The sequence below is a fragment of the Bacillota bacterium genome, from assembly GCA_012727955.1.
In the GTDB taxonomy this organism is placed as follows: domain Bacteria; phylum Bacillota; class Limnochordia; order DTU087; family JAAYGB01; genus JAAYGB01.
This window is the reverse complement of sequence record JAAYGB010000036.1, coordinates 60,512-79,664: the sequence shown is the minus strand read 5'-3', so window position 1 is coordinate 79,664 and position 19,153 is coordinate 60,512. Positions and strand designations below refer to the sequence as shown.

The following is a 19,153-nucleotide window of genomic DNA, read 5'->3' as shown; positions in this document are numbered from 1 at the left end:
TTCCCGAGCCAGTTAACCCTTAGCGGGTCTTACCGGCATCATCACCCTCGGATTGGTGGGCTGGATCAGAACTGCGGGAAATGGCTTCTCGCATCCCGGTATCAGCTAGCAAGTTCCGTAGGCTGTAGTAATCCATCACACCCATCTTGCCTTCCTTAAGGGCCTGGGCTAGGGCCTTGGGAACCTCGGCTTCGGATTCCACCACCAACGCCCGCATTTCCTGCACCCGTGCCTTCATCTCCTGTTCCCGGGCTTGGGCGGCAAATCTCCTTTCGGCGGCCTTGGCCTGCGCGATATTCTTGTCGGCCTCAGCCTGTTCCATCTCCAATTTCGCGCCGATGTTTCGCCCGACATCAACGTCGGCAATGTCAATAGACAGAATCTCAAAGGCCGTACCGGCATCTAATCCCTTCTCCAGGATCCGTTTGGAAATCAAGTCTGGATTCTCCAAGACATCCTTGTGACTCTCTGAAGAGCCAACGGTAGTGACAACTCCCTCACCAACTCGGGCAATAATCGTTGGCTCCCCGGCACCACCCACCAAGCGATCGATGTTGGCTCGGACGGTGACCCGGGCCTTGGCCTTGAGTTCGATGCCATCCTTGGCAACGGCAGAGATCACTGGAGTTTCGATCACTCGAGGGTTGACGCTCATTTGCACGGCCTCAAGCACATTCCTGCCAGCCAAATCAATGGCCGCGGCTCGCTCAAAGCCCAGGTCAATTTCCGCTCGCTGGGCGGCAATCAGAGCATCGACAACAATGTCTACGTTACCACCGGCCAAGTAATGGGCCTCTAGGCGGTCGATGGTGATATCGGGCAGGCCAGCCTTCGTGGACTTAATCAGAGGCAAGACAATGGCCCTAGCCGGTACCCGCCGCAAACGCATCCCAATCAAGTTGAAGATACTGATATTAACTCCCGCGGCCAAGGCGGAAATCCACAGGCCCAGGGGAACAAAGTTCAACAACACCAACAAGCCAACGATAATCACAATCAGGGGGAGAAACGCAAAGAGTTCCACTAAACACCCTTCCCTTCATCTGTAGGCTGGTGAATCTGGCGGATCACAACTTGAGCACCGGAGCGACCAATTACTTCTACCGGGACATCGGCCCCAAGGTATTCGCCTTGGGTGATGGCATCATAACGAACATCGTCAATCAAAACCGTGCCCCCGGGGCGACAGGCAGTCAGGGTGATTCCCTGTTTACCCACAAGATCGGGGTTCGCCTTGGTTCCTACATACCCTTGGGTCTTTGTCTGCTCTGCCTTGAGAATCAATTTACCCCAGGTATTTGACTTCTTAAAATAGCGAGACAACCACCAGAACAAGATAATTGTGAGAACGACGGCTACTGTGAGAGAATAGGCTGCCGCCCTAGCACTGGAGTAGCTCAGGATGATACTGGTGATAATCGCCAGGATTCCTGCCACTCCGAAGACCCCGCCGGGCACCCCCAGTTCAATGGCCAATAGCACAAGACCGCTGACAAACAGGACAATCACTTCGGCCCCGGCCAAGCCGGCGATGATCCGACCACCGAAGAAGAGTCCCAGGGAAATCAGCCCGATAATCCCCGTTAGCCCAAAGCCCGCGGTGAAAAGCTCCAATAAGATCCCCAAAAAGCCAATGGTCAAAAGCAAGGAACTGACCGTTGGCTCCGTGACAAACCGGGCCAACCGCTCAGCCCAGGTCAGCTCAACCCAGGTGATGTCGGTTTCTGCTAAATCCACCGCCGCCAAAACCTCCCGGCGGCTGGTTGCTAAGCCATCGGCATAGCCAAACTCCACCGCGTCCTTCGCAGGCAAGCTGAGGATTTTCCCGGCTTCCACGACACCGGGGATGACCACATCCTTATCCACCATAGCAGCAGCCATCTGGGGATCCCTATCCCGCCCCTGGGCAGTAGCGACAAATTCCGAACGCAGGGCGGCAACGGTTTTTTCCTCCGCGGGTCTGGGTTCTGCTGCGCCGATACTGCTACCGGGGGCCATGTAGAGATGATGTGAGGCAGTAGCAATTAATGCCCCGGCGGACCAGGCCCGTTCCGTCACATAGGCAATTACCGGTACCGGGGATGCCATGATCAAGTCTCGAATCTCCGTTGCGGCATCAACCCGACCACCAAAGGTGTTTAATTCAATCAGGATGGCCGCAGCCTGGTTCTGTCGGGCCTCGGTCATTCCGCGGTTCACAAAGGCCGCAAGCCCCGGCTCAATAGTTCCCTCCAGTCGCAAACCATAGACCAACTGACCAGCCAAGGCTGCGTTGGTAGACAACAATACCAGCAGTGTTATGACAGCGATCAACAATTGATATCCTCTTGGACGCAGATTTTTCGCCTCCCTTCGCAGCGTTCTACCCTGTCACCTCTCCTACTATCCTACTTTCCCCATCCGCTTCGGTTCATGCAACCTCTTCAACTTCGCCCCGAGAATTCCTGGCTGATTCGGCCATACGCGCAAAACCCACCGCAACCAAGGCGGTGGGTTAGTTATTCTCGTATCAGATTTTAACCAAATCTTCTAGCTCTGCTTGCTCTTCTGCGAGCAGCCTCAGACTTTTTCTTGCGTCTGACACTAGGCTTCTCATAGACCTCATGCTTGCGAGCATCTCTAAGAACGCCGCTGCGACGACATTGCTGCTTGAAACGGCGTAGAGCGCGATCGAGGGATTCGTCTTTACCAACCCGAACCTCCGGCATCCATCTCCCTCCCTCCAACACCTACATTAGAGGGGCTACTCCTGCCTACGCCAAACCAAACATCTGTAGTCTTGAGTTGACAGGAACAACACCACAAACATATGAGTTGATTATACTCTGAAAGTCTAAGCAGTGTCAATCTCTTCGGCCCTACATCCATCCCCGGTTCAACCCGGTGGCCAACCAAAGTCCCTGCCACCCAGCAGATGAAAATGGATGTGGAAGACCGTTTGACCTGCCTGCTTCCCACAATTAGCCACTAGCCGGTATCCCTCTTGGGCAAATCCCTTCTCCTGTGCCAGCCGATTAGCCACACTAACGATGCGTCCCATCACCCCTTCGTCTTCCGGTGACAGGTCGGCGAGGGAGGGAATATGCTTCTTGGGTATAATGAGGATGTGTTCCGGTGCCTGAGGCGATACGTCGGGAAAAGCCATCACCAAATCGTCCTCATACAGCACTTCAGTTGGGATCTCTTTGGCCAAGATCTTACAGAAAATGCACTCCGACAACGACTCCACCTCCTCCCCGGCGGACTCTTACTCTACTTAGATTCGCCACCGAAGGACTCTGTCCTGCGGGAAATCGGTAATTATTGGCTATTTTTCTCGATTTGCCCCACCATCAGATCCTCCGAAGCGCCCTGAAGCCGTACCGGGAGGATCCGGCCCGACACATCCCCTGCTGCCGGCGCGAGTACCCGAATGTAGTTGTCGGTCAGGCCCTCCCACAGCTGCTCATCGGGAGCAAGGGTGGGAGTAGAGCCCACAGCCACCGCCACTGTTTCCTCCGACGCGGGCTCCTCAAAGAGCACCGGCAACGATCGCTGCAAGAATCCCTCGTGATATCTCAGAGCCAGGCGCTGGCCCAACTCCAGCATTCGCTGGCTGCGCTCCTGTTTCTCAGCCACCGACACCTGATTGGCTAGCTTGGCTGCCGGGGTCCCTGAGCGGCGGGAGTACCGAAAGACATGTAACCGACTAAAGCCCATGGCCTCAACGAACTGCAGACTGGAGGCGAACTGATCCTCCGTCTCCCCGGGAAACCCCACGATAATATCGGTGGTCAGAGCAATCTCGGGAAATACCTCTCGCAGTTGCTCCACTGTTCTTTGATACTCCGCGAGGGTGTATCGCCGGCGCATTGCTCGCAGAATCTCGTCGTGTCCCCCCTGAAGAGGGATATGCAGATGCCGACAGATGTTGGGGTGTTCCTCCATCACCTGAATAAATCTAGGAGTGACTTCATGGGGATCAATGGAACTGATCCGAATACGGGGGATCTCCGTGGATTGGGCCACCGCGGACAGGACATCGGCTAGCTCTAGTTTCCCGTCCAAATCCCGGCCATATGCTCCCAAGTGAATTCCAGTCAGAACCACCTCGGAAAACCCCGCGGCCTCCAGGCGTTTGACCTCGGCCACAACGGATTCTAAGGGACGAGAGCGACTCCGTCCCCGAGCATAGGGGATCTTGCAGTAACTACAAAACTCATTGCAGCCCTCTTGAATCTTAATCGTTGCCCTGGTTCTCCCCTTGAACTGGGTAATAGGCAGATCTTCAAACTCTATGGTCTGAAAGATATCGTTGACAACAAACTGCCGCTTGCCGCTGGTGGTAAACTCCCGAACTAGATCCACCAATCGTCCTCGCTCATTGGTCCCGACCACCAAGTCCACGCCCTCAATCTCTGCCACTTCCCCGGGGGCCACCTGGGCATAGCATCCCATCACCACCACCGCGGCCTCGGGATTTTGCCGCACCGCCCGGCGAATAATCTGCCGGGATTTTCTATCGCCCATATTGGTGACGGTACAGGTATTGATTATATATACATCCGCGGGCTCGGAAAATTCTACAATCTGCCAACCCTCGCGGGCAAAGAGCTCCGCTACTGCTTCGGTATCATATTGGTTTACTTTGCAGCCTAGGGTGTAAAAGGCCACCCGTTGACTGCTCAATTCTTGCTTCATGTCTTAACCACCATATTTATGCCATGGACCTTGGGTCACCTGGCCAGAATGAAGTCCCACAATCTCAGCCCGCATCCCGTCGGCCTCAATATATAAGAAACCGACGGTGGGTTCCGGCATCGTCCGAGGATCACAGGCAGAACCGGGATTGACCAACAGCTTGCCGCCTCTGATCTCAATCATCGGGCGGTGGGAATGCCCAAAAACTACACAGTCCGCATCGGGAAAGGCTCGCAAGGCCCGTCCGGGAGTGTCGTAACCGGAGCCATCACCGTGGATTAGGCCCACGGCTGCGTCCTCCAGTTGTAGTAATCGCCGCCGGGGCAATTTGGCTCTGACTTCGAAGGAATCGACGTTTCCCGCCACGGCCTCCACCGGGGCCAAAACCGACAGGTCTCCAATTACCGACAGCTCCAGCAGATCACCCGCGTGCAAGATTAGGTCCACTTGAGAAAAGAGGGTGAAAATCTCCTTCGGTAAGTGCCTAGCTCGATAGGGAATATGGGTATCGGAAATCAGTCCAACCTTCACCAGGATCACACCTTACCTTTGCACCGGCTAACCAATGGCCCGGGTTCAGTTATTGTTCCATCTCATACAACAGGCATCCGGCGGTAATCAAACCCGCTGTTTCCGTTCGCAAAATCCTAGGTCCCAAGGATACGCTGTGGGCTCCGATGTCCTGGGCCTGGGTCACTTCCTCTTCGGCAAAGCCGCCCTCCGGCCCGATAAAAATCGCCACCTCAAGAACCGCCTGCTCCCGCCACCGACGAAACACCGTCCCGACAAACACTGTATTCTCCAGTTCGTAGGGAATCACCGCGCCAAAGCGCTCAGAGCCCACTTGGCTTCGCAGCTCCTGGGCATCGGTCAAGGCCGCCTGCCAGGACATCACCGGGCCCACCTGTGGGATTCTGCCCCGACCGCTTTGTTTGGCAGCAGCCGTTGCGATCCGCTCCCACCGTTCCCGACGCTGCTGCGCTTTTTTGGCGTTCAGTTGGACAACGGTACGCTGGGTAGTCACCGGGACGATTCTTGCCACTCCAATTTCCGTACACTTCTGGACAATCAGATCCATCTTATCGGATTTGGGCAATCCCTGGTACAGGGTAATTCTTACCTTTGGCTCTGCCCGATTCTCCCCTTTAGTGACGATAGCGGCCAGAGCTCGATCTCCGGTGATCTCCAGCAAGCGACAGGAATAGTCCCATCCTTGCCCGTCACAGACCTCGATGATATCACCGGGCTCCAACCGCAACACCTTCATATGTTTCAAATCCTCACCGGTGATAATCACTTGCTCCTCGGTGATGTTGTCTTGACTAACGAAAAATCGCATCGGTTAGCTTCGACTCCTTAGGGGCGACGGACCGCCAAACATACCCATTCTTCTTTGGTGGTTCGCTGGATAATCGTAAATCCCACGTCAACTAGGGCTGCGACCACCGCCGCTTCTTTGTCCGCGATAATTCCCGAGGCCAGCAGCATGCCCCCGGGTTTGACCCGGTGATACAGCTCTGGAGCAATCCCGATAATCACCTTAGCGATGATATTCGCCAAGACTAGATCCCCTTGGCCGGCAATATCGGTAACTACCCCTTGCCGAACTGTAACGATATCGGCAACGTCGTTACCAGTGACGTTGGCTTGGGCCGCTTCAGCGGCGACGGGATCAATGTCCACCGCGGTAACCTGTCTTGCCCCCAGCTTAGCCGCGGCAATGGCCAAGATCCCCGATCCCGTACCGACATCAAAGACTACATCCCCGGGGGTGATCCATTGTTCCAAGGCCTCAAGACACAATACCGTAGTGGGATGGGTACCGGTGCCAAAGGCCATTCCCGGATCCAAGGTAATAACACACTCTTGGGGACCGGGAGTATATTCTTCCCAGGAAGGAAGGATCACTAACCTATTACCGATGGCCTGCCGATGAAAGTGGGCCTTCCAGGCATGGGCCCAATCCTCCGTCTGTACCGCCTTGAGCTTTAATTTTGTCCCTTCCGCGTCGAGACCAAATTCCGGCAGTTGGTCAAGCCAGGCCTGCAGCTCCTCCAACCATCTCGGAGTCACCACCGCCGGTGGAAAGTAGGCCCGCACCACCACTCCGGTGTCTGCTAACCCTTGGGGAAGCTCCACTACTTCATCCCACACCAACCGCTTGGCCTTGGCGGCCAGGGCTTGGGAATCCTCGATGGAGACTCCCCCCGCGGGATAGTCTCCACACAATTCCTGGTAAGACAGCAGCTTGCTGGCCACCGCATCCGACGCTTCCGACGTTGTGTGCACCGATACCTCTACCCATTTCAATGGGCATGCCTCCCTAATCCGTCAAAGGCATCCCTGATTTTCTCAAAGAACCCCTTTTCCTGTTCCTTGACGTCTTCGCCCAGGCTTTCTGCCAGCTTACGAACGGCCTCCCGCTGTTTCGGCGAGAGGTTTCTCGGGGTAACTACCTTGACCCGAACATGTTCGTCTCCGCGACCATAACCCCGGACGTGGGGAATTCCCTTTCCCCGCAGACGGAAGGACGTTCCTGTTTGAGTGCCTTCCGGAATTCTGAGTTTTACCTTCCCATCTAGAGTGGGAACTTCTATCTCATCGCCCAAAGCTGCCTGGGCAAAACTGATGGGCACCTCTAGGTAGATGTCATTACCTCGACGTTCAAAAAGCTCATGGGGTCTGACGCTAACGAAAACGTAAAGGTCTCCGTTGGGGCCACCTCGAGTACCAGCTTCCCCTTCACCGGATACTCGAATCCGATAGCCATCGTCGATTCCCGCGGGAATCTTGACTTGAATCTTCCGAGTTCGCCGCACCCTGCCGTTGCCGTGACACTCGGAACAGGGGGTCCGTACCGTGGAACCTTCACCATGACAGGTGGGACAGGGGCGAACGTTGACAAACTGCCCAAAGGCAGTCTGCTGTGCAGCTCGAATCTCACCGGTGCCATGGCAATGGGAACAAGTATCGATGGGAGTGCCCGGTTCCGCCTTATTGCCGTGACAGCGGGGACAGGTCTCGGTTCTAGGAACCTCAATATCTACCTCGGTACCAAAGGCCGCTTCAACGAAATCTATCTCCAAATCATAGCGCAGATCTGCACCCCTGGTGGGGCCGCTGCGTTGCCGGCGAGTTCCCATCCCGCCGCCAAAGAACATGTCGAAGATGTCTCCCAAATCGTCAAAGCCACCGAAGCCACCAAAGTCAAAACCACCGGCGCCACCGGCACCGTTGTTGTCAAAGGCCGCATGGCCAAACTGATCATATCTAGCTCTAGCTTGCTCATCACTGAGCACCTTATAGGCCTCTGTGGCCTCTTTGAATTTCTCCTCAGCATCGGGATCATCTCGATTGACGTCGGGATGATACTTACGAGCCAACCTCCGATAGGCCTTTTTAATTTCATCGGGGCCGGCAGAACGATCTACCCCTAGCACTTCATAATAGTCTCGTTTTGCCACAAGACACACCGCCTTCCACCACAATGCCAGACAAGGAGAGGAGACCGCGACCGCGGTCTCTCATCTCCTTGTCCCGCTCTCGTCCCTGCATTTTCGCCATCAGCACCTGGAACCAATTCAGCATGCAGGATTATTTCTCCTCTTCGTCATCGACGACGGTGTAGTCGGCATCTACCACATTGTCATCGCCGCCGGAGGTGGCACCACCGGTCTCGCCTTGCGCCCCGGCATTGGCAGCACCCTGAGATCCTTGCGCCTGGGAATAAATCCTCTGGGATACCGTGTGTAAGTGGGCACTTAAGGCCTCGGTCTTATCCTGGATTTGCTGGATGTCGTCGCTATCCAGAACCTTCTGGAGATCAGACTTGGCTGCCTCAATCTTCGCCTTCTCGTCGGCGGTAACCTGATCTCCCAGATCCTTCAGGGTCTTGTCGATGGTGTAGATCAAGTTGTCGGCCTGGTTGCGGGCCTCAACGAGCTCCTTACGCTTCTTGTCCTCTTCAGCAAACTTCTCGGCATCCTGAACCATCCGCTCGATGTCACTTTCCGACAGACCGCTGGAGGCAGTCAAGGTAACCTTCTGTTCCTTACCGGTTCCCAGGTCCTTGGCGGAAACGTTGACGATACCGTTGGCATCAATGTCGAAGGTAACCTCGATTTGAGGCACACCCCGGGGTGCCGGAGGAATTCCCGTCAGTTGGAAGCGACCCAAGGTGACGTTATCCGCGGCCATCGGCCGTTCCCCCTGTAGAACGTGGATATCCACCGCGGTCTGGTTATCGGCTGCGGTGCTAAAGATCTGGGTCTTCTTCGTCGGAATGGTGGTATTTCGCTCGATGAGGCGAGTAAATACTCCACCCAAGGTTTCGATACCCAAAGATAGCGGAGTCACATCCAGGAGGACAATGTCGCTCACTTCACCGGCCAAGACACCGCCTTGAATGGCCGCACCTAAAGCCACGCACTCATCGGGATTCACTCCCTTGGAGGGTTCTTTGCCCAGCTTGCGGGCAATGGCTTCCTGGACCGCGACGATCCGGGTGGAGCCACCGACCAGCAGGATCTTATCGATATCACTGGGGGATAGCCCGGCATCTTCCAAGGCCCTTTGAGTGGGTCCCATCGTTGCCTCAACCAGATCCTCCGTCAGTTCGTTAAACTTTGCCCGGGTGATATTCATATCCAAATGGAGGGGACCATCGGCGCCGGCGCTGATGAAGGGGAGGTTGATATTCGTCGTTTGCAGACTGGACAATTCGATTTTTGCCTTCTCAGCGGCTTCCTTCAAGCGCTGTACAGCCATCCGATCCTTGCTGAGATCGATCCCATGCTCCTTGCGGAACTCGCTGATCAGATAGTCCATCAGCCGTTGGTCGAAGTCATCGCCGCCGAGGCGGTTGTTACCGCTGGTGGCCAGTACTTCAAAGACACCATCGCCCAGCTCCAGAATGGAAACGTCAAAGGTACCGCCGCCAAGGTCAAAGACCAAAATGGTCTGCTCATCTTCTTTGTCCAGACCATAGGCCAGGGAAGCCGCCGTCGGCTCGTTAATAATCCGCATCACTTCCAGACCGGCAATCCGCCCGGCATCCTTGGTTGCCTGCCGCTGCGCGTCGGTGAAGTAGGCAGGAACGGTGATTACCGCCTGGGTAACCTCCTCACCAAGATATGCTTCCGCGTCCTCTTTGAGCTTGCGAAGGATCAGGGCGGACAGCTCTTGGGGGGTATAATCCTTACCGTCGATCTGGGCCTTGTAGTCGGTACCCATATGCCGCTTGATAGAAATGACTGTATTATCGGGATTGGTAATCGCCTGGCGCTTGGCGACTTGACCAACTAAGAGTTCTCCAGACTTAGAAAAGGCAACAACCGAAGGAGTCGTCCGACTACCCTCGGTACTGGGAATAACGATGGGTTCTCCACCCTCCATAACTGCCACACAGGAATTTGTGGTTCCCAAGTCTATGCCAATGATCTTTCCCATATTACATCTCCTCCTGCTTAACTTCCACAATCCTATTTTGCTACATGTACCAGACTAGCACGCAGGGTCTTATCCTTGAAGGTGTACCCTTTTTGCAGTTGCTCCACAATGGTACCGCTCTCGGTTTCGTCTTCAGCTTCAACCTGCATGATTGCCTCGTGCAGCCTGGGATCAAAGGCTTCCCCCACTGCGGGAATTGGCTGAACTTCCCACCGGGCCAGAAGATCCTGCAGTTGTTTAAGTACCATTTGAACACCGGCCACCATCCCACTGCCCTGGGACTCCTCGCCCGCGGCTACGGCCCGTTCTAGATTATCCACCACAGGGAGAAGCTCCAGGAAAAACCGCTCGTTGGCCTGGTCACCGGCTCGGGTTACTTCCTCGCGGCTTCGCCGTCGGAAGTTATCAAAATCCGCCTGCAACCTCAGGAGCCGATCCTTGAGGGCTGCAGACTCTTGCTGGAGACGGTCAATTTGCTCCCTTTGAGCCTCCACCAGAGCCTGAAGCTCTTCAGGGCCAAGTTCCTGGTCACAGGCTGTATCTTCGGTGGGCTCCGACGTATCTTCCATCCGCTGCTCCTGGACAGTGGCATCAGTTTCTTGCGCGCTAGTTTCTTGGGCCTTGACTTCTTCCGTCATTCCTACTGGCACATCCCTTCCCAACGTTGTCTGACCTGCCCGCTACCTTACCCCACGCTCCATCCGCTCCCGGGGCCCTCGGACAGCAGCTCACTGAGAGCCTCCGCCATGTACTCCACCGTCGCAAACACCTTCCCATAGTCCATCCGCGTAGGGCCGAGAATCCCAATAGCTCCGACAACATCGTAAATAATACTGTAAGTGGTACTGACAATAGAACAGTCACTGAGTTCATCCAGCTGGTTCTCTACCCCGATTTGGGCCCGAACCCCCGATGTCGAAGATGAGCCGATGGCATCCATGATCACATCGGTGTTTTCCAAAACTTCCAGCAGCACCCGCAGCTTTTCGACATCGCGAAATTCCGGCTGAGCCAGCAAATTCACCGATCCCTCAACAAAGGCTCGATCCGTAGTCTTCTTGGCTAGTCCCCGGTAGACCAACTCCAGGGTAGCTTCAAATAAAGCGCCGTCTTCGATTACCTGCTTTAGATCCTTCACCAAGGACTGGCCAATGTCACTGAGGCAGATCCCTTGCATCAAGCGATTACAATGATGATTGATTCGCTCCAGTTCCACGGGAGAGATGGGACCTCCCAGCTGCACCAAGCTGTTCTGGACAAATCCCGGATCCACCACGAGAATAACTAGAACGCTCATCGGATCGATGGGGATATATTGGATATGGCGAAAGGTCGAATTAGACAAACTGGGGGCGACAACAATGGCAATTTCATTGGTCAAGAGGGCAAGTAATCGTGAAGCATGACGAATCATCTCTTCAATGGCATACTGCTTCCGCAAAATCTCCTGCCGCAGGACATTCCGCTGTTCGTCAGAAATGACCTCAGGAATCATTAATACATCAACATAATAGCGATATCCCTTGTCGGAGGGGATCCGACCGGCAGAGGTATGGGGTTGCCGCAGATACCCGCCTTCCTCCAGATCAGCCATCTCATTGCGAATGGTGGCAGGGCTTACACCCAAGCGATACTTCTTTGCCAAGGTACGGGAGCCAACAGGTTCTGCATAAGCGATGTAATCATCGGTGATCGCCTGCAAAATCCGCCTTTTCCGTTCTTTCATCTTTCTCACCCCATTTTCATTCGCCACCAAGAGATGGATGGCTAAACCCTTTGTTACTCAGCCTCTGCGGGATTAGCACTCATCCCCGATGAGTGCTAACACCTAGTGATAACATACCACTGAGCCCTGTCTTTGTCAAGACAACCTAAACAAACCTGGCCATCACCTGGTTGGCCAATTCCAATCCCCGAGCTGTGAGCCGAAGATATCCGTCAGGGGTAACCTCAACCAACCCCAACTCCACTAACTCCTCCACCGTCTCGGCATAGACCTCCAACAAGTCCCGCCCAAAGCGGCGGCGAAACTCTGCAAGGTCCACTCCCCGCAGCAACCGCAGCCCCAGCATCACCGTTTCCCCCATCTGCCCCGGCAGATCCAGGGTCTCTTCCCCAGCAACGGGCGCTCCCGTCACCGCAAAGTCCCTAATATACCGGGTAACATCGGAGGTATTGGCCCAGCGCCGCTGCTGCCAGTAGGAGTGGGCGCCGGCGCCAAAGCCAAGATAGGGTCCATTGCGCCAGTAGATTTGGTTGTGCCGGGACTCAAAGCCCCGGCGAGCGTAATTGGAGATCTCATATCGTTCAAGACCGGCGGAGGCCAACCGGGCCTCGGTAAGTTCCATCATGTCAGCCCACAGATCCTCTGAGGGCACATCCAAGAGTCCCTGCTGGCACCACTGGCCATAGGGAGTATCCTCCTCGACGATAAGGCTGTAGGCCGACACATGCTCCGGCGCCAGCTCGGTGGTGATTGCCAGGGTCTCTTCCCAGCTTTCCAGATTCTGCCCCGGCACAGCAAACATCAGATCGAGACTGAGATTGGAAAACCCTTGAGCTCTGGCCCAGTTACAGGCCTCTAATCCCTGAAGAGCGGTATGCCCCCTGCCGAGCCTCTTGAGAACCTGATCATCAAAGCTTTGAATCCCCAGACTGAGGCGATTGATCCCCATTGCCCGCAAATCTCCCAATAGGCTTGGAGAGACCGTCCCGGGGTTAGCTTCGATGGTAACCTCTGCATCGGCGGCCAGGGTGAAGGATTTGTCGATAGTCTCCAACACCGATTCCAGTTCCCTGGCCGGCACCAAGGTTGGTGTACCCCCACCGAAGAACAGGCTGGTCACCGGAAGGGAGTCTATCTTTTCCCCCCACAACTTAATCTCTCGACACAGGGTCTCAACGTATCGGGGGATGAGACTGTGCAGCCCCGAGTCCCGTCCGTAGGAGACAAAATCGCAGTACCAACACTTTCTCTCGCAAAAGGGAAAGTGAACATAAATCCCAATGGATTCCACCATACGGGTTTGCTCCCTTATCTGCAAAAATCAACAACTCCCCACTAAGACAACGATGGCCCATGGGAAACACCCAAGGGCCACGATCCTTGTGCAATAATCTGGTGAACCTAGTCATCCTCCACACTGAGCACTGCCAAGAAGGCCTCCTGGGGAACCTCGACTCGGCCCAGTTGTTTCATCCGTTTCTTACCTTCCTTTTGCCGCTCCAAGAGCTTTCGTTTCCGAGTGACGTCTCCGCCGTAGCACTTGGCCAAAACGTCTTTGCGAGCAGCTCGAATGGTCTCCCGGGCAACAATCTTCCGCCCAATGGCTGCTTGGATGGGTACCTCAAACATCTGCCGCGGGATAACTTCCTTCAACTTGCGGGCTAATTGTCGCCCTCGGCTGGCGGCATAGTCTCGGTGGACAATACAGCTGAGAGCATCCACCGGTTCGCCATTCAGCAGCACATCCAGTTTCACCAGTTTAGCTGGCTTGTACCCGATAAACTCATAGTCCAAAGAGGCATAGCCTTTAGTGCGAGACTTCAGTTGGTCGAAAAACTCCAGCAGAATCTCGCTCAAGGGTAACTCGTACACCAAACGGGTTCGCTCGGGAGTCAAGTACTCCATGTTGCTGAATATCCCCCGCTTGTTCTGACACAGCTCCATAATGGCTCCGACCCATTGTTCCGGCACCACAATCGAGGCCTCGACAAAGGGTTCCTCAATAAGTTCGATCTCGTTCTGCTCCGGGAAATCCGCGGGGTTTTCAATCAGGCGGACGCTGCCATCGGTGGTGGTCACCCGATACTCAACACTGGGAGCGGTGGCAATCAGCGCGATATCAAATTCTCGCTCCAAGCGTTCCTGAATAATGTCCATGTGTAATAGTCCCAGGAACCCACACCGAAATCCAAAGCCCAAGGCTGCCGAGCTTTCCGGTTCAAAGGACAAGGCCGCGTCATTGAGCTGCAGCCGTTCCAAGGCGTCTCGCAGGTCAGGATAGGCGTCATTATCTACGGGATACAACCCGCAATACACCATCGGTACGGCCTTCTGGTAACCGGGCAAGGGTTCTGAGGCTGGCCGCTGGGCACAGGTGATGGTATCGCCGACACGACAATCCCGTACCTGCTTCATACTGGCCATCACACAGCCCACTTCCCCCGGTCCCAGTTCATCAACGGGAACCATGGTTGGGGTGAAAACGCCCAAGTCGGTGATTTCAAATCTCCGGTCACTGGACATCATAATGATCTCATCGCCGACTCGGAGCCGACCCTCCACCACCCGAACGTAGGCCACTGCACCCTTGTAGGCATTGAAGTGGGAGTCAAAGATCAGGGCTCGGGTGGGCAAATCGGGATCGCCCGTCGGAGGCGGAATGTCCCGGACGATGGCCTCGAGGATCTCCATAGTCCCTTCTCCCGTCTTGGCACTGGCCAAAATAGCGTTACTGGCATCAAGACCGATGGACTCCTCCAACTCCCGCTTGACCCGCTCCGGATCCGCGTTAGGCAGATCAATCTTGTTAATCACCGGAATAATCTCTAAGTCGTGTTCAATGGCCATATACAAATTGGCCAAGGTCTGGGCCTCAATCCCTTGAGAGGCATCGACAACAAGAAGTGCACCCTCACAGGCGGCTAGACTGCGGGAGACCTCGTAGGAAAAATCCACGTGGCCGGGCGTATCGATCAAATTAAGGATATATTCATTTCCATCCTGGGCCCGGTATTCCATCCGCACCGCCTGGAGCTTGATGGTAATTCCCCGCTCCCGCTCCAAATCCATGGAGTCGAGCACCTGCTCCGTCATTTTTCGCTCCGAGACGGTCTTGGTGTTTTCCAACAGGCGGTCCGCCAAGGTGGACTTACCGTGGTCGATATGGGCAATGATACAAAAGTTTCTAATTCTGCTTTGCTGCACTACAGTTCCCTCTTTCGCCGAATCAGGCATTGGACTCAAAGCACATTATATCATTGAGTCATCGGATTGTGCAATTATCCCCCCTTCATGGCCTTAGAAGTGGAGGACTCCTGCCTTCCTCTCCAGAATTTGACCCTTGGTATCGTAGGAAAGGAGCAAACTGATGAGCCAACAACGACTAACCCGTACCGCCGGAACGATGATGGTCCTGATCTTTATCAGCCGTGTGCTGGGCTTTGTCCGGCTGCGGGCCGCTAGCCAGGTCTTTGGACGGACGGCAGAGACCGACGCCTTCAATGCCGCCTTTGTTATTCCCGATCTCATGTATTTTCTCTTAGTTGCCGGAGCTTTATCGTCGGCCTTTATTCCTGTGTTTACCAGCTATCTGGCCAAGAACCGGGAAGAGGAGGGCTGGGTAGTAGCCAGCACCTTCTTGACCGTTACCGGGGGCCTGTTGATTATGTTAACTGTTCTGGGAATCATCTTCGCGCCGGTGCTGGCCCCTTTGGTGGCCTATCAGTTCACCGGCAGCCAGAGACTCCTGCTGATCCATCTGATGCGAGTAATGTTTCCCGCGGTCTTTTTTACTGCCCTCTCAGGCCTAACGGCAGGGGTACTGAATTCCTATCAACACTTTATCGCTCCCGTGGTGGGGCCCATCATCTATAACCTCTTCATTATTCTAGGGGCGTACCTGTTGGGACCTAGGATGGGAATCACCGGAATGGCAGTGGGTACCGTAGTTGGCGCCTGTGCCAACTTCCTCCTGCAATTTGCCGTACTCCTGCGAGTGAAGTGGCAGTATCGGCCCACCCTACAGTTATCCCATCCCGGGATTAAGCAAATGCTGCGGCTGATGCTCCCGGCTATATTGGGCCTTTCCATCACTCAACTCAATCAAATCATCACCCAAAACCTAGCTTCGGGACTGGCCCAAGGCTCCATTACCGCCCTCCAGCTGGCCAACCGCCTGATGCAGTTTCCCCTGGGGATCTTTGCCATGGCCACCTCTCAGGTCTATTTTCCAACGATGACCCGCCAGGTAGCCCAGGGACAAATGGACGCCTTTAGAGAAACCTTCTCCAAGGGGCTTAGGTCCATCTTGTTTGTTACCATTCCCTCCGCGGCGGGGCTGATAGTGCTGCGGGTACCCTTGGTTAGCTTTTTGTTTGAAACCGGCGAATTCACCGCCTCCGATACCATGGCCACCGCCCATGCCCTACTCTATTACTGTCTGGGGCTGGCGGCCCAATCGGGAATCCAGATTATTACCCGGATCTACTATTCGCTGCAGGATACCAAGACACCGGTGAAAATCTCGGTGATCACCATGGTGCTTAATACCGGGTTGAGCTTGTTCCTGCTGATCACCACCAGCTTGGCCCACGGGGCTCTGGCCCTGGCCTATTCCGCTTCAGCGGTACTGAGCTTTTGTTTGTACTTACTGATCCTCAGGGGTAAGTTGGGAAGGATCGATGGCCGACGCTTGGTCAGCACCATCGTGAAGGCAACGGTCGCCAGCGGAGTAATGGCACTGGCAGTGGTATGGGCCGGCAAGATAATCACGCCCTACCTTGCCGGTAAGTGGTGGGCTACCACAGCACAGGTTCTAGTTCTCTCGGGGTGGGGAGTTCTCGTCTACGGTCTGATCACCTACGGCCTGCGGATGGAAGAGGCCCAGGAAATCCTGGACATCTTCCTCCGCCGCTTCAAAGCTAGGTTTGGAAAGGAATAGGGAATTTATCTAGTCTGACAGCAAGGATGCAGAGTCTTGGTCAAGGAAGATGGTGACGTCGGGATGGGTCCGGAGAATCGAAGCGGGACAGGCGGTTTCAATCGGACCCTCCAAAGCCTTTCTCACTGCCTCCGCCTTGCGCCCATCGGGAACAACGGAAATAATCTTCTTGCACTTCATGATGCTGGGAATCGTGAGGCTGATGGCATAGCGGGGCACGTCCTCTAAGGTCGGGAACCAGCCTTCGCCCAGCTGCTGCCGCCGACAGGCCTCATCCAATTCCACCACTTTCACGGCCTTGGGATCCTCAAAGTCCGCCACCGGGGGATCATTAAAAGCGATATGCCCATTCTCCCCGATGCCAATGAAGCCCAGGTCAATGGGGTTTTCCTCCAGCAGGCGGGCATAGCGCTGGATCTCAGCCTCGGTATCCTCGGCGTCTCCCTCTATGTAATAGAACTTACCGGGCTGGAAGGGCTCCTCCACCCGGGTCCGCAGCCACAACCGAAAACTGGCGGGATGTTGATCATCCATGTCGATGTACTCATCGAGATGGAAGCCGTTGACCCTACTCCAATCGATTTCCTTGTGGTCCTTCAGGGCCGCCACGAACTCAAACTGAGAAGCCCCGGTGGAGAACATCAGATTGACCCTATCCTCCTGGGTCTGCAGGGCAGCAATGTGCTCCGCTGCCGCCGCAGCAGCAGCCCGCCCCAAGTCCTCCTTATTGGCAAAGATCTTGACGGTGACGTTATCATACTTCTTCTCCCGTACTGGAGTTGGTACCATGATGCTATCCTCACCTTTCCGCAAAAGGGCCCGCTACCAAGTAGGCCTTATTTTGGCTCAATCCAAGACTACTGCGCCAAATTCGATAATCCTGCAAGATTGTGTCATCTGATGGCAACTTGCCTAGCGCACTCCCGGTAGCGGCAAGCCCTGTCTACCATCGGCTAGCATCTCGTCGTAGATCACCTCGGAGAGAACATGGGCAACGATGGTGGCGGTGTTGAGGGCGTGTTCCAATTCATCCTCACTCCCGCCGATCTCCAGCAATACTGCGCCGGGATGAAGGTGTTGATTGAACCTGCTGTCATAGCGAATCCTAATTCCCCGGGACAACCCGGGATAAAGGGCCTCAAACTTGGCGTTAATCTTCTTGGCCAATTCCAGATTCTCTTGCCAGCGGGGATGGGGTAAGTCCTCGGTTCCCGCGGCAACCACCAATAACACTTGAACCAGCTGCCGGCCCCCGATCACCTTGGTGGTTCTACCTTCATCCCGATGCAGGTCGATCAAGAGACGCAGCTGGCTGTTTTGTTGGGCCATCTCTCGGGCAGTCTGCAGGGAGTTGGCATAGGCCCGGGACCAGACGGGGTAATCATGGATTCTTGTAGAATGGATCACGGGAATATGGTATCGGTTTCTCAGCTCTTCGGCGATCACCACCCCAGCTTGGACGACGCCGGGGATGGGGCCCTCCGCGGGTTTGTAATTGTCCCAAGCATAGGACTTACCCGCCAGATTGTCGTGGGTGCGATAGGTTTCCCCGGTATGGGTGTGATAAATCCCAACTAACGGCCGTGAATCCCGATAAAAACTGGCAAATTCCCGCCTCCTGGCCTCTGGTGCTAACACTGGCTCATGAACCGCTGGGGGTGGTTCCGGGACACTGGGCTGTTGGGGAACAGAAGGGGGCTCAGGATCCCTTGGAACCGCGGTGATCGTCACATTGGGGGCTTCCTTCTGGGCCTGAGCGGGCACTGAGGGGCGCTGTCCTGGACTATCTTCCTCACCCCGGGAGGTCAACTGCCAGCCAGCCACGGAGATCACCGGGATTTGCCCCTCCAGAAAGGACGCCGGTTGCTGCAGGTCATAATTGGTTACCATTGCAAGAATATCCCGGACCGCGGCTTCGGAAATCCGCAGATCATCACCGGCTGTCTCCCGCTCCTTGAGCAGGGGAATGGCTTGTTTCAACATAGACTGAGCCGTGGTTTCGGAGATGGGAATCCGTTGCACTAGCCTGGGAAACATCTCCCACCCATCGGTAACCAGCCAAGACACCCCTTGCCTACCCCAATGGGAGATCACAGCCAGGGCCCGGGGATGCAGTCCGATGTAAGCGATGGCTCCCGCCAAAATCGCCACCACTACGTACAAAGCCAAGACGTTGAGGATCGCCCTTCGCCGACCAACGGAAAAGCCAAAGACTCTAAACCGAAATAATCTCCAGCGTCGATGCATCTGACGCAGCATACCACTCACCTCGTCGGGGATGGAACCTGGGAGCAACATAATCTGCAGCAAAATTCTCCATATACTATGCGTTGACTGCAGAAAATATGTCCAAGACCCCC

Annotated in this window: 17 protein-coding genes; 1 reads left to right on the top strand and 16 read right to left on the bottom strand. The window is 55.2% G+C overall.

From position 1 onward, the window contains the following. Positions 1-19: 19 nt before the first annotated feature. The 14 genes from floA to lepA all read right to left on the bottom strand — a co-directional run bounded on the left by floA (position 20) and on the right by lepA (position 15,088). Positions 20-1,024 carry a flotillin-like protein FloA gene (gene floA, locus GX030_06850; GenBank protein NLV92095.1) on the bottom strand — a complete coding sequence of 335 codons (1,005 nt, stop codon included), beginning with the start codon at positions 1,022-1,024 and terminating at the stop codon, positions 20-22. Next, positions 1,024-2,313 carry a nodulation protein NfeD gene (locus tag GX030_06845; protein NLV92094.1) on the bottom strand — a complete coding sequence of 430 codons (1,290 nt, stop codon included), beginning with the start codon at positions 2,311-2,313 and terminating at the stop codon, positions 1,024-1,026. Before GX030_06845 ends, floA begins: the two co-directional genes overlap by 1 nt. A 203-nt stretch (positions 2,314-2,516) precedes the next feature. Next, the gene (locus tag GX030_06840; protein NLV92093.1) at positions 2,517-2,708 is read right to left on the bottom strand and encodes a 30S ribosomal protein S21; all 192 of its coding nucleotides are present in this window, start codon (positions 2,706-2,708) and stop codon (positions 2,517-2,519) included. Between the two features lie 167 nt (positions 2,709-2,875). Next, the gene (locus GX030_06835) at positions 2,876-3,220 is read right to left on the bottom strand and encodes a histidine triad nucleotide-binding protein (protein NLV92092.1); all 345 of its coding nucleotides are present in this window, start codon (positions 3,218-3,220) and stop codon (positions 2,876-2,878) included. Positions 3,221-3,300: 80 nt separating this feature from the next. Next, positions 3,301-4,680 carry a tRNA (N(6)-L-threonylcarbamoyladenosine(37)-C(2))-methylthiotransferase MtaB gene (gene mtaB, locus GX030_06830; GenBank protein NLV92091.1) on the bottom strand — a complete coding sequence of 460 codons (1,380 nt, stop codon included), beginning with the start codon at positions 4,678-4,680 and terminating at the stop codon, positions 3,301-3,303. Positions 4,681-4,683: 3 nt separating this feature from the next. Beyond that, positions 4,684-5,211, bottom strand: coding sequence for a metallophosphoesterase family protein (locus GX030_06825; protein NLV92090.1), 528 nt, complete (start codon positions 5,209-5,211; stop codon positions 4,684-4,686). Between the two features lie 49 nt (positions 5,212-5,260). Then, the gene (locus tag GX030_06820; protein NLV92089.1) at positions 5,261-6,019 is read right to left on the bottom strand and encodes a 16S rRNA (uracil(1498)-N(3))-methyltransferase; all 759 of its coding nucleotides are present in this window, start codon (positions 6,017-6,019) and stop codon (positions 5,261-5,263) included. Between the two features lie 17 nt (positions 6,020-6,036). After that, complete coding sequence (gene prmA, locus GX030_06815) at positions 6,037-6,990, bottom strand: 50S ribosomal protein L11 methyltransferase (protein ID NLV92088.1); 954 nt, start codon at positions 6,988-6,990, stop codon at positions 6,037-6,039. Further along, the gene (gene dnaJ / locus GX030_06810; GenBank protein NLV92087.1) at positions 6,987-8,144 is read right to left on the bottom strand and encodes a molecular chaperone DnaJ; all 1,158 of its coding nucleotides are present in this window, start codon (positions 8,142-8,144) and stop codon (positions 6,987-6,989) included. Before dnaJ ends, prmA begins: the two co-directional genes overlap by 4 nt. 130 nt (positions 8,145-8,274) lie before the next feature. After that, positions 8,275-10,128 (bottom strand): molecular chaperone DnaK, encoded by a 1,854-nt coding sequence (gene dnaK, locus GX030_06805; GenBank protein ID NLV92086.1) that lies wholly within the window; start codon positions 10,126-10,128, stop codon positions 8,275-8,277. Positions 10,129-10,160: 32 nt separating this feature from the next. Further along, positions 10,161-10,766 (bottom strand): nucleotide exchange factor GrpE, encoded by a 606-nt coding sequence (gene grpE, locus GX030_06800; GenBank protein NLV92085.1) that lies wholly within the window; start codon positions 10,764-10,766, stop codon positions 10,161-10,163. 47 nt (positions 10,767-10,813) lie between these two features. After that, positions 10,814-11,854, bottom strand: a complete 1,041-nt coding sequence (gene hrcA / locus GX030_06795) for a heat-inducible transcription repressor HrcA (protein ID NLV92084.1) — start codon at positions 11,852-11,854, stop codon at positions 10,814-10,816. Between the two features lie 145 nt (positions 11,855-11,999). Next, positions 12,000-13,148 carry a radical SAM family heme chaperone HemW gene (gene hemW / locus GX030_06790; protein ID NLV92083.1) on the bottom strand — a complete coding sequence of 383 codons (1,149 nt, stop codon included), beginning with the start codon at positions 13,146-13,148 and terminating at the stop codon, positions 12,000-12,002. 107 nt (positions 13,149-13,255) lie between these two features. Continuing rightward, positions 13,256-15,088 carry an elongation factor 4 gene (gene lepA / locus GX030_06785; protein NLV92082.1) on the bottom strand — a complete coding sequence of 611 codons (1,833 nt, stop codon included), beginning with the start codon at positions 15,086-15,088 and terminating at the stop codon, positions 13,256-13,258. A gap of 133 nt (positions 15,089-15,221) precedes the next feature. On the opposite strand from lepA, the gene murJ reads away from it, so the two are divergent. Then, positions 15,222-16,793 carry a murein biosynthesis integral membrane protein MurJ gene (gene murJ / locus GX030_06780; GenBank protein NLV92081.1) on the top strand — a complete coding sequence of 524 codons (1,572 nt, stop codon included), beginning with the start codon at positions 15,222-15,224 and terminating at the stop codon, positions 16,791-16,793. A 9-nt stretch (positions 16,794-16,802) separates the two neighbouring features. Here the strand turns inward: murJ and GX030_06775 are convergent, their stop codons facing one another. Together GX030_06775 and GX030_06770 are read right to left on the bottom strand one after the other, a co-directional pair. Further along, entirely contained in the window at positions 16,803-17,582 is a 780-nt protein-coding gene (locus tag GX030_06775) for a glucosamine-6-phosphate deaminase (protein NLV92080.1), read from the bottom strand. Positions 17,583-17,705: 123 nt separating this feature from the next. Further along, positions 17,706-19,052, bottom strand: coding sequence for a hypothetical protein (locus GX030_06770; protein NLV92079.1), 1,347 nt, complete (start codon positions 19,050-19,052; stop codon positions 17,706-17,708). Positions 19,053-19,153 lie beyond the last annotated feature (101 nt).